Origin of the sequence: Dokdonella sp. (genome assembly GCF_039926425.1) — a bacterium.
GTDB lineage: Bacteria > Pseudomonadota > Gammaproteobacteria > Xanthomonadales > Rhodanobacteraceae > Dokdonella_A.
Genome location: NZ_JBDSWZ010000273.1, coordinates 1 through 11,203 on the forward strand (window position 1 = coordinate 1; position 11,203 = coordinate 11,203).

Annotated in this window: 10 protein-coding genes; 3 read left to right on the plus strand and 7 right to left on the minus strand. The window is 66.2% G+C overall.

Annotated features, from left to right (window positions below):
- Positions 1–532: amino acid permease (locus ABIV12_RS15380; RefSeq protein ID WP_348060903.1), on the plus strand; the 532-nt coding region annotated here is incomplete at its 5' end.
- A 4-nt stretch (positions 533–536) separates the two neighbouring features.
- Here ABIV12_RS15380 and ABIV12_RS15385 read toward each other — a convergent pair.
- Together ABIV12_RS15385 and ABIV12_RS15390 are read right to left on the minus strand one after the other, a co-directional pair.
- On the minus strand, positions 537–821 hold the full coding sequence (locus tag ABIV12_RS15385) for a type II toxin-antitoxin system RelE/ParE family toxin (protein WP_348060905.1): 285 nt from the start codon (positions 819–821) through the stop codon (positions 537–539).
- Positions 818–1,111, minus strand: a complete 294-nt coding sequence (locus tag ABIV12_RS15390; protein ID WP_348060907.1) for a CopG family transcriptional regulator — start codon at positions 1,109–1,111, stop codon at positions 818–820. Before ABIV12_RS15390 ends, ABIV12_RS15385 begins: the two co-directional genes overlap by 4 nt.
- Positions 1,112–1,314: 203 nt before the next feature.
- On the opposite strand from ABIV12_RS15390, the gene ABIV12_RS15395 reads away from it, so the two are divergent.
- Positions 1,315–1,839: a (2Fe-2S)-binding protein gene (locus tag ABIV12_RS15395; protein WP_348060909.1), complete on the plus strand. Its 525-nt coding sequence runs from the start codon at positions 1,315–1,317 to the stop codon at positions 1,837–1,839.
- A complete protein-coding gene (locus ABIV12_RS15400) occupies positions 1,836–4,112 on the plus strand; it encodes a molybdopterin cofactor-binding domain-containing protein (RefSeq protein WP_348060911.1) in 2,277 nt (758 codons plus the stop codon). Before ABIV12_RS15395 ends, ABIV12_RS15400 begins: the two co-directional genes overlap by 4 nt.
- Before the next feature lie 164 nt (positions 4,113–4,276).
- Here ABIV12_RS15400 and ABIV12_RS15405 read toward each other — a convergent pair whose 3' ends face one another.
- The 5 genes from ABIV12_RS15405 to ABIV12_RS15425 all read right to left on the minus strand — a co-directional run.
- Positions 4,277–5,704 (minus strand): UbiA family prenyltransferase, encoded by a 1,428-nt coding sequence (locus ABIV12_RS15405; protein WP_348060921.1) that lies wholly within the window; start codon positions 5,702–5,704, stop codon positions 4,277–4,279.
- Between the two features lie 102 nt (positions 5,705–5,806).
- A complete protein-coding gene (locus tag ABIV12_RS15410) occupies positions 5,807–6,523 on the minus strand; it encodes a hypothetical protein (RefSeq protein ID WP_348060913.1) in 717 nt (238 codons plus the stop codon).
- A gap of 96 nt (positions 6,524–6,619) precedes the next feature.
- Positions 6,620–7,348, minus strand: a complete 729-nt coding sequence (locus tag ABIV12_RS15415) for an alpha/beta fold hydrolase (protein WP_348060915.1) — start codon at positions 7,346–7,348, stop codon at positions 6,620–6,622.
- Positions 7,349–7,590: 242 nt separating this feature from the next.
- Positions 7,591–10,152, minus strand: coding sequence for a protein kinase (locus tag ABIV12_RS15420; RefSeq protein WP_348060917.1), 2,562 nt, complete (start codon positions 10,150–10,152; stop codon positions 7,591–7,593).
- Between the two features lie 88 nt (positions 10,153–10,240).
- Positions 10,241–11,203 (minus strand): TGS domain-containing protein (locus ABIV12_RS15425; RefSeq protein WP_348060920.1); only part of this gene is annotated, 963 nt, incomplete at its 5' end.

Below are 11,203 nucleotides of genomic sequence, written 5' to 3' on the forward strand. Positions count from 1 at the left end.
CGATGTGATGCGCCACGTCTTCGGCGAAGCGGGTGCGCGGATGATTGCCGCCGGCATCGCGATCTCGATGCTCGGCTTCTGCAACATCTCGATCATCGGTGCCGCCCGCGTGTTCCAGGTGATGGGCGCGGACGGCGTGTTCTTCCGCTCTGCCGCACGTATCGATCCACGCTGGCGCTCACCGAACGTCGCGATGGTGATGCTCGCGTTCTGGTCGTGCGTGCTTGCATGGTCGAGCACGTTCGACCAGTTGCTCAACTATTCGACCGTCGGCGACTGGCTCGGCATGGCCGCGGTGATCGCCACACTGTTCTGGTATCGCAGCGTCCGCTCCGCGGAACCGGCGCCGTTCCGTGTTCCGTTTTATCCCGTGTTGCCGGCGCTGTTCATCGGGATCGTTTTGTGGATCGTCGCGGTGACGATCTGGCAGCATCCGGGGGACGCCGGCATGGGCGCTTTGATCACCGTGGCGGGACTGCCGGTCTATTTCATCTGGCGATGGATGGGGACGCGCTCGGGCGAAAATACCTGAGTCGTCAGACCGTTTCCCGCTGATGCCGCAGCGCGAGCACCAGCGCCGTATCCGATTCCGCGTCGTAACGATACAGCGCGACGTAGCCACTGCGATCGCGCGAGATCATCAACTCGCGCAATCCGTGCTCCACTTTACGACCCACCAGCGCGTGATCGCGCAGCATGGCGAGTCCTGAAATCAGCAGCTCGGCGGTTGTGGCAGCGGCGGATGGATCGCTTTCGATCAGGAAAACCGCGAGGCGTTCGATGTCGCGGAACGCGCGAGGCGCGAACAGCAGGCGGGTCAAGCGCGCTTGCCGCGCTTGCGGGGACGCGGGCGGTGCGGCGCTTCACCGGCCACCTTTGCCCGCAACCAGGCGAACACATCGTCAGCGTCGTGGATGAGGCCCTGCGTGGCGACCTCCGTTTCCGCGTCGAGCGCGTCCACCACGAATTGTCGACGACGCTCGGCGTGTTCGGTCTGCGCAGCCAGCGCTTCGATCATGAACGCGTGCGGCGTCTTGTCGAGTTCATGCGCCACCGCGGCAATGCGTGCCTTCAGCGTCTGCGGCAACTTCAATGTGGTGGCACTCGTCATGCGAGCCGCATCCGGGGCTGAGGTACTACCAAGGTAACATCGGCGCGCCGGACGCGGCAAGCGAGCAGCCGTGCACGCGAACGACGCAACCCTGCCTGCTCCGATTCCGCGCGCCAGTCTCTCGGAAGTCCACAATCTCCATGCGACAATGCGCGCGGTCCGGCGGTCGTACAGGCGACGCATGCGGGCGAATGGAGAAATGAATGCCCGAGCAGCCTGAACATCCCGTCGACGCGGTGAAGCGACCTGCCCCGCGACCCGTGGAAGCGTTGCCGATCACGATCAACGGCAAGCCGTATTTCCACGCCGGCGATCCGGCGATGCCGCTGCTGTGGTTCCTGCGCGATACGCTGCGTCTGACCGGATCCAAATACGGCTGCGGCATCGGCGCGTGCGGTGCCTGCACGGTGTTGCTCGACGGCAAGGCGACGCGCTCGTGCGTGACGCCGATGAGCGCTGCAAGCAGCCACAAGATCACCACCATCGAAGGACTCGAGACCGACGCGCTGCATCCGGTGCAACAGGCGTGGATCGACGAAGACGTGGCGCAATGCGGTTATTGCCAGGCGGGCCAGATCATCGCGGCCGTGGACCTGCTCAAGCGCAAGCCAAAACCGAGCGACGACGACATCGCAACCGTCAGCAACCTGTGCCGTTGCGGCACGTATCCACGCATCCGGCGCGCGATCCTGCGTGCAGCCGATCTGATGCGGAGTCCTGACAAGTGAACCGCAACGATGGCGACGTGACCGTGAGCGCTGGTCGCCGACGATTCCTGGCGATCTCGCTGACCGCAACCGGCGCGTTGCTGGTCGCCTCGCGCATCGTGCGCGCGGACACGAACACGCCAGTGCCGCCGGAACTTCTCGGCGACGATCTCACCGAACTCGGACCGTTCGTGCGCATCGAACGCGACAACCGCATCGTCATCGGCGCGCGTGGCTGCGAAGTGGGCCAGGGCGTGATGACCGCGCTGCCGATGCTGATCGCCGAGGAGCTCGACGTCGACTGGAACCAGGTACGGGTTGTGCAGTTGCCGTATGGCTATGTCGATACCGACAAGGGCCCCTCGAATCGCTACGGCGACCAGTCGACCGGCGGAAGCACCAGCATTCCGGACGCGTGGAACGAGTTGCGCCAGGCCGGCGCGACGGCGCGCTGGCTTCTGGTGCAGGCGGGGTCGCAGGAATGGTCGCTGCCGGCGGAGCAGTTGCACACGGCGCTCGGCCACGTCATCGCGCCCGGCGATCGTCGACTCACCTACGGCGCGCTGGCGCGAAGTGCCGCGTCGATCGCACCACCCGCGCAGCCCGTTGCGCTGAAGAAGCCGGAGCAGTTTCACATCATCGGCACGCCGACGCGCGTCGTCGATGCACGCAACATCGTGATTGGTCGCACGCGCTTCGGCATCGACGAGTACTCGGCCAACGCGCTCGTCGCGGTGATTGCTCGCTGCCCGTTTCTCGACGGCCGCGTCGATGGTTTCGACGACAGCGAAACGCGACGCGTGGCCGGCGTTGTCGACGTCATCGCGCTGCCTGGACCAAAAACCGATGAGCCCTTCAGTGGGCCGCTAGCCGCTGGCATCGCGGTGCTCGCCGAAAACACATGGGCGGCTCTGCAGGGACGCGACCTCCTCAAGGTGCAATGGGCGCAGGGCGACTGGGCGAAGGAATCGACCGCCGCGCTCACGGGTGCAGCCCACGCATTGCTCGACCATGCGGCGGACGGCCTCGTGGTGCGCGCGGATGGCGACTTCGCCAAGGCCCGGAGCCAGGCGAAACAGCTCATCGAAGCGCGCTACGAAATGCCGTTCCTCGCGCACGCGACGATGGAGCCGCCCGCCGCGCTGATCGAGATCAACCAGGACAACGCGAGGCTCGTCGCGGCGTTGCAGGATCCGGATGGTGCCTCGCAGATGATTGCGCGGATGACCGGTCTCGCGCGCAAGGACATCGACATCCGGATGACGCGCGCAGGCGGCGGGTTCGGACGTCGCCTCGAAAACGACTACGTTGCCGAAGCGGTCGTCATCGCAAAGGCCGCTGGCAAACCGGTGAAGCTGATGTGGACGCGTGATGACGATCTCGCCCACGATTTCTACCGGCCATTCGGCATCCATGCGATGACCGCAACGCTCGATCGCAAGAAGGCCATCACTGGCTGGTCGCATCGCTGTGCGGCGACACCGCGCGGGTATCGCGAAGCCGGCGCGCGCAAGCGTGCTCCGAATGCGGCGACGCTGGAAGCGGACGATTTTCCCGCTGGCCTGGTCGCGAATCTCGACAAGACCTTCTTCGCTCTCCAGTCCCGCATGCCGCGCGGAGCCTGGCGTGCGCCGCTCCACACGTTCCATGCATTCGCGGTGCAGAGCTTCATCGACGAGATTGCGGTGGTCACGAAACAGGACGCAGTGAAGCTGCGACTGCAGCTGCTCGGCGAAGCGCGTGAAATTCCCTATTCGGGCCATGGCGGCCCGGTCTTTGATACCGGTCGCCTCGCGAATGTGCTGACGTTGTGTGCGCAGAAGATCGGCTGGGGTGTGAAGCGCACCGACAGCCACGGCATCGGCATCGCCTGCCACTTCACGTTCGGTGGTTACACCGCGCATGCGTTCGAGGTGTCGGTGCAGGGCACCGAATTGCGCATCCACCGCGCGGTCTGCGTCGTCGACGTCGGGCGCGTGGTCAATCCGCTCGGCGTCGAGGCGCAGATGATGGGCGGCACGATCGATGGCATCTCGACCGCGCTGCATCTGGCGATCACCGTCAAGGACGGCCAGGTGCAGCAGAAGAACTTCCCGGACTATCCCCTGCTGCGCATGGCGCAAGCACCGCACACTGTCGAGGTGGAGATTGTCCAATCAAGCCGCGACCCGTCGGGCGCCGGTGAAATGGGCGTGCCGAGCGCGGCGCCAGCGCTGGCGAATGCGATTTACGCGGCGACGACGGTGCGCATTCGCAAGCTGCCGCTGATGCCGCAGTTGCTGCGGATGTTGTGAGGCGAATCGGTCGCGCGCGTTCGCCGTCGCTGTCCTTCCCGCGCGCCGGGCGGAGGACCTGGAAGGTGGGCGGAGGCAGCTTCTCGTGAGGTGTACGATCAAGAGCGCCCCCATCCGCCTTCGGCACCTTCCCCCGCTCCGCAGGGGAAGGAACAGCACTGGGCTTAGATGGCCAAAAGCACGACCGCGGCGAACACCCCGAATACACCGAGGCTCACTGTGTCGGTCAGCGCGAATACCACCGGATCGTCGTGCATGTCGCCCCGCTTCGCGGTCCGCCACACGCGGTCGATCCAGTAGAAGAACAGCGGCAGAAGAAGCCACAGCGCGTTCTGGTGGCGATAGAGTGCTGCGCTCGCGGTGCTGTCGATGTAGAACGCGAACACCAGCACGCTGAGCACGCCGCTTGCGATTCCGAGCGAGTGCAGCAGTGACAGGTCACGGACGCGATAGCCGCGTCCAGCGATCCGTGTCTCATCGGTTTCCGCGACCCGACGCACTTCGGAGTACCGCTTGACCAGAGCGAGGCTCAGGAACAGGGCCATCGAGAATGCGAGCAACCATCCTGACAACGCGACGGGGATCGCGACGGCGCCCGCCACGATCCGCAGCGTGTAGAGCGCCGCGAGTGCGACAACGTCCAGCATCGCCACCCGCTTGATCACGAGTGAATAGGCCAGCGTCGTGACTGCATACACCAGCAGCACGATGCCGAAGCGCAATGGCAACGTCATCGCGATCGCGAATGCGGCGGCTGTCAGCAGCGGCACGGCAACAAGCCCGGCGCCGATCGACAGGCGACCACACGCGAAGGGTCGCAAGCGCTTTCGCGGATGGCGCCGGTCGGCGTCGAGGTCGAACAGGTCGTTGAGCACGTAGGCCGCGGACGCGCACAGGCAAAACGCGGTGAATGCACGGAGCGCACTCGACGCGGCCGCAGGAACGAACATCCGATGCGCGGTGAAGACGGGAACGAGCACCAGCAGATTCTTCGACCACTGATGCGGCCGCAGTGCTGCGATCCACGCACGCCAGCCGCCGCCCTCGCGCTCGAACACGCGCTCGATCACCACGTCGGGCTCGCGACGGGCGCGCGCAAGCACGCGTGAACTCGCATTGACGACGATCGCATGCCGTGCATTCCGCCACACGGGAAGGTCGGTCGCTGCGTTGCCGGCATAATCGAAACCGCGCACGCCGTAGCGCTCGCATAACGCGTCAGCCTTGCCGCGACCGCCGAGATTGCGCACGCCGTCGCTGCCGAGCGCCTCATCGAATCCACCGACGTGCGCGGCGAGGGCGTCGGCCCAGCGTTGGTCGGATGCGGTGCAGAGCACGCGTCGTCGCCCATCGCTGCGATCACCCAGCCAGGCGACGACACGCGCGTCGAGGGGCAGCGTCGCAAGGTCGAGGTCGACCCGTACGGCGACCTGCCGCTTGAGATGTGCCCGTCCGCGCATGAGCCACGCCACGCAGCACAGCAGATAGAACGGATTGCGTCGTGCCAGCGCGAGCAGACTTTCGAGCAGCATGTCCGTGCGGATCAGCGTGCCGTCGAGATCCACGCACAGCGGTCCATCGGGTTTCTGCATGCCTTTGACGCCCGTCTCCGCCGGTGTCGCGACGCGCGATGCGCCGCCCTGATTCATTTGCAAGCATACCCGCGGGCGCGGCGGCTGGAACGCGTACCGATATCAGTTGGCCGGTTCACAGCCACCCGATTCGCTGCGTTGCTGGCGCCGGTGCCCGATCGCCTCGCCGTCGGCGAGACCGATCCATTTGAGATATTTGCTGGCCACCTTGTCGCCGGCATTCTGGTCGGCCGCGAATGCATTCGCGAAGCGCGTCTTCTTGCAGTCGATCGGATTGCCGCGCTGCTCGATCTGCGCCCAGCGTGCCTTCGCAGCTTCCTGTGGATTTTTCGGCCCCTGTGGTGCAACCGGCGCGCTACTGACACCGAGGCGGATCGAGCCATCCGGATTGAACAACTGCGGCGCCGGCGGAGTCGCTACCGCGCTGCCCGCGGTCCCGATGCGCGCCTTCGTTTCCTGGCTCGCCTCGTCGGGGCGCGGCGGCGGTGGCGGCGACTTCTTCATTTCCGGCGGCGCAATCGCGATGCGACTGGGGCGCGCGACGATCGGGGGCTCCGGTTCCGGCGGTAGCGGATCGAGCACCTCCGGTTCGATCAGCACGACCTGGATCGGCGCCGACACAAGCCGCGGATGCCCGGGATACGAGCGCATCACCAACGCGAACCCGACCAGCTGCAGCACCGTCACCGCCAATGCAAACAAGCCGCCCCACAGCAGCAGCCGTCGATTGGACTCAGGGCGAACCCAGCGCAACGTCCGTTGCCAGGGCTGCTGGTCGGTGAGGAAGTGCAGCGATCCAGGCTCGCTCAGCGTTGGCACGGCGGCGCACTCGGGCGACGACGATGGCGAGGGAAAGGGATGCTGCGACATCGGGGCCACGGACAAAGGCAAGCGCGCGAGGATAGCGAGTCGGTGCTAAGGCGCAGTTAAATCGGCACCGGGCGACGGCAGCGCCGCCAGCCAGTCGCACACGCGCGAGGCAACGGTCGGCGCAGATCGTCCCAGGAGTGGACCGACATGGCTCGCGCCCGCGATCTTCTCGAAGTCTGCGCCGAGCAGTCCGGCCAGCGCGCGGGTCGTCGCGCACGGGACATCGCGGTCGTCGGCGCTCGCGAGCACCAGCATCCTGCATGTGGGCACGTCGATTGCGATCCCTCTTTGCGCCGCATTGAGCACGGCGCCCGATTCGTCACGCCAGCGTCGATAGGCGTACATGCGAGCCGCATCGTCGGCGTCCGGAATCGACCCGCGCGTGCCGGCGCGAGAGCGTGTGCGTGACCACGCGACGAGGGCAGGCCAGGTTCGAACGAGACCACCCGCGACGCCGAGCGGCGGCACCGGATTCACCAGGATCAACGCAGCCGGACGGATCTCGGCCGCGACCGACAGGGCCAGCAGTCCGCCAAGACTGGCCCCCACGAGAACCGGCGGCGCGGTGGTCGCCGAACACCAGGCCAGTACCTGTTTGCGGTAGTCAGCAAATTGCGTGGCGACGACTCCGGCCGCGGCCGGCATCAGATCGGGCGCGATCACGCCGAATCCGCGGACGTTGAGCGTCCTCGCCCAGATGCCCCATTCCCACCCGCCCGCACCGGCCCCGTGCACACACACAACGTGGAGACCGTCGATGGATTTGTGCTGCATTGCGGCTTGCCCGATCAATCGATCACACAAGTCTATGCCGGACAGCGCGCGATTTGCTTGACCCGTGACGATGCTCGGCCATCAACCTGCCCAATCCCGTTGCACTGGACTCACACCATCAAGCGCATGGACGACCATGACTGCCTCGCCGATCGTTCCGCCGCGGACGTGTCGTGGCGTCGTGGGCGACCAACCGCCCGGGTTCGATCCGTTCACGGGGAAATCCGCACGCGGCAACGTGCTCAACCTTGCCCGTCAGCGATCGCCTTCAGTCGCGCATCCAGCGGTGCGATGCGCGGATTGTCGGGGCTCAGCTGGCGTGCCGCGTCGAGTGCGCGCGTGGCATCCTCGCGGCGGCCTTCGCCGATGCGCGCATCGGTCTGGTCGATGAACGCATTCGCCAGCTTCAGGGTCATCGCTGGAATCGCCGCGTCTTCCGGTGCAACCTGGCGCACCGAATCGAGCAGCGCGCGCGCGCGCTGCGGCGCACCGTCGTTGAGCGCCTGCGCAAAAAGGTCCTTGGCGCGCCCGGGCAAACGCGCGAGTCCATCCAGCGCATCGCGATTGTTGCCGTCGATCGCGAGTGCAGCGCGGTATTTGTCGTACGCGCTGTCGCCTGGCGGGAGGATCAGATGTCCCGCGGCCGCGGCAGTCGCGGCGTCCGCCACCAGCTTCTGCATCTGCACGACCTGCCCAGGCGAAATCGCCGCGTGTTCGGCATCGATGTCGAGTCGCTCGCGCAGTTCACGCAGGTTGCTGCGGGCAGCGCGCAGCTCCGGCGCCTCGGGTGACAGCTCGGCTGCCGATTCCAGCAGCCGGTTCGCCATGCCGGCGTTGTCGTCATCGATTGCTGCTGTGGCCTGGATGATCAGCGCCTGCGCAATCCTGCGCACGCCTTCCTTCGCGCGCGCGTTCGACGGGTCGTCGTTCAACACCGCACGGAACAGTTCAAGCGCCGAGTCGGGGCTGCCGGTGAGACGACCGGCGCGGATCTGTGCTTCAGCACGTGTGACGGTCTCCTCGCGGGCGATGCGCGACCCTTCGCGCACCTGTGCAATACGCCCGAGAAGACCGGGCAGTGCGGAATAGGCTGGCAGGATGCGCGTGATGTCGTCGGTGCGCGCAGACGCAGTGTCCGCATCATTGGCGTCGAGCGCGGCGCGCGCCTGGGTTGCCAGCGCATCAGCAGATTTCCCGAGGCCCGATTGCGCCAGCGCATTGGTCTTGTCGGCGACGAGCACGCGCTGGTAAAGCGCCGCGGCACCGTCTGCACCGACGACGCGACCGGCCGCAAGCGCATCGTGGGCCTGTTCGAGCAACTGACCGGTTTCGCTGCCGCGCGCTTCGAGGTCTTTCAGCGCGCGCTCGGTCCTGTCGACTTCGATGCCGCCACCCAGAAGTTCGCGCGCCGTTTCCAGAGCGGTCCGTGCGGCGACCGGATCGTTTTTCGCGAGTGCTTCGTCAGCGCGCGCGACCAGTTGATGTCCGACGTTCTGCAATCCGCGGCGGGCAATGTCGTTGTCCTGATCCTGCGCTCTCGCCGCGAGGAACAGTTCGCGTGCGCTATCGCCCTGGTTGCCGGTCAACCGCCCGGCGTCCAGTGCATGTTGCGCGCGCGACAGCGTGTCGTTGAACTCGGTTCGCGGCAGAAGATGGCGCAGGCGGTCCTGGTAGTGCCAGGCCGCGCCGAGAACACCTGCAAGCAGAACGAAGGCAGCGGCCCCGACGACGACGCGACGCGAGCCGGACGCGCGCAAGTGCGACTTCGACTTCGCAGCACGGTCGGCGCGCATCACATCATCGGAGACCGCGTTGACGAAGTCGTCGAGGCGACCGAGATTCGGTTCCATCCGGTCGCGCGACTGCGCTCCGACGGAAGCCGCCATCGCCGGAGACCTCGGCGGCATTGGTGACACCGCGCGTTCGCTTGCGTGTCGCGAATGGCCGGGGCGGATCGCACGCATCACGTTGTCGGGTTCGCCGTCGAGGCCGGCCAGCTCACCCGTGCGCATGCGCTGCTCGATCGCTTCGATCGCGGAGGCCACTTCATTGCCGCTCTGGTACCGGTCTTCCGGCTGCTTTGCGAGCATGCGGTCGATCAGTGGCTGCAGTGGCGCCAATCGTTCGGACAACGCCGGCACCGGTTCGGTGATATGCATGATGCCGATCGCGAGCGAGTCGTCGGCGTGATAGGGCACCCGTCCCACCAGCATTTCGTACAGCACGACGCCCAGCGCGTAGAGGTCCGACCGTCCATCGAGCTGGCGTCCGCGCGCCTGCTCCGGGCTCATGTAGTGCGGCGTGCCGACGATGGCGCCGGTCTTGGTCATGCGCATCGAGAGGTCGTATGCGCGCGCAATCCCGAAGTCGGTCAACACCGACGACCCGTCCTCGCGCAGCAGGATGTTGTCCGGCTTGATGTCGCGGTGGACGAAGCCCTTCTCGTTCGCGTAGTTGAGCGCCCGCGCGATTTCCCGCGTCACGCGCAACGCGAACGCGACGTCACGTGCGGTGCCGTCCTTGGACAGGATCGGCCCCTTTCCGACGTATTCCATCGCGATGTAGTGGTAGTCGCCGGCCCGACCGAGATCGTGCACGCCCACCACGTGCCGATGATGCAGACGGGCGGCGATCTGCGCCTCGCGCAGGAAACGCTCGCCAAAGGTCGGGTCCACTAGCAAGGCCGGCGACATCACCTTCAGCGCAACCTCGCGATCGATCGACTCCTGCACCGCCAGGTACACGGTCGCCATGCCGCCACGGCCGAGCTGGCGAAGAACACGGTAGCCGGGAATCTCGATCACAGTCGCGCCTTATCCATGGGAAACACCCGTCACACTCCAAGAGTAAAGGTTATCGCGCACCAAGCGCACGGTCCGTTCCCACGATGACTCAACCGACGCGGCGCGCCTCGATCACGTTCGGCACCGAGAGCAGCCGGGCCAGCAAGCCACTGAGCTGGCCAAAGTCGTTGACCCGCAGCGCATAGTTCATTTCAGCGATCCCCTTGCGCTCGTCGATGCGGGCGGTCAGCGCGATCACGTGCACGCTGTCGGCAGCGATCGCGTTGCTGACGTCCTTGTGCAGCCATTTGCGGTCGTAGCCGCGGACGATGACATCGACTTCGTACGCGCGCTGTGCCCGCATGCCCCATTCGACCAGGATCACCCGGTTCGGTTCGCGCTCACGCAGCTTTTCCAGTTGGGCGCAGTCGGCACGATGCACCGATACCCCGCGCCCGCGGGTGATGTAGCCACTGATGCGATCGCCGGGCAACGGTTGGCAGCAGCGCGCCAGCTGGTTGAGCAGGTTGCCGACGCCTTCGATGACGATGGCACCCGAATCGACGTGCGGACGCGGCACCACCGCGGGCGCGTGTGTCGCCGCGGGCTCCTCAGATGGAGCGGTGAGCGCATGCAGGGCGCGCGCGAGATGCCCGGTGGTCACGTCGCCGAGCGCCAGCGCTTCGAGCAGGTCGTCGTGCGTGCGCAGATTGAAGCGCTCTGGCAGTCCATCGAGCTGCACGTTCGACAACGCAAGTCGCTTCAGTTCGCGGTCGAGGACAAGGCGGCCGGCTGTGAGATTCTGCTGCAGGTCAATGCGTTTGAACCACGTGCGCACTTTTTCGCGCGCGCGATGCGTGACCAGAAAACCGAGCTGTGCCGACAGCCAGTCGCGCCGCGGTTCGAGCACCTTCGAGGTGAGGATGTCGACGCGATCGCCGCTGGCCGGCACGAACGTCAGTGGCACGATACGTCCGTTGACCTTGGCGCCGCGGCAGCGATGACCGACATCGGTGTGGATCGCATAGGCGAAATCGAGCACGGTCGCGCCAATTGGCAAGTCGATCACCTG

Excerpts from the sequence above, each read along its gene's own strand:
- ABIV12_RS15390 (WP_348060907.1), bottom strand. The coding sequence starts at position 1,111 with ATGACGAGTGCCACCACATTGAAGTTGCCGCAGACGCTGAAGGCACGC.
- ABIV12_RS15395 (WP_348060909.1), top strand. The coding sequence starts at position 1,315 with ATGCCCGAGCAGCCTGAACATCCCGTCGACGCGGTGAAGCGACCTGCC.
- ABIV12_RS15405 (WP_348060921.1), bottom strand. The coding sequence starts at position 5,704 with ATGCAGAAACCCGATGGACCGCTGTGCGTGGATCTCGACGGCACGCTG.
- ABIV12_RS15415 (WP_348060915.1), bottom strand. The coding sequence starts at position 7,348 with ATGCAGCACAAATCCATCGACGGTCTCCACGTTGTGTGTGTGCACGGG.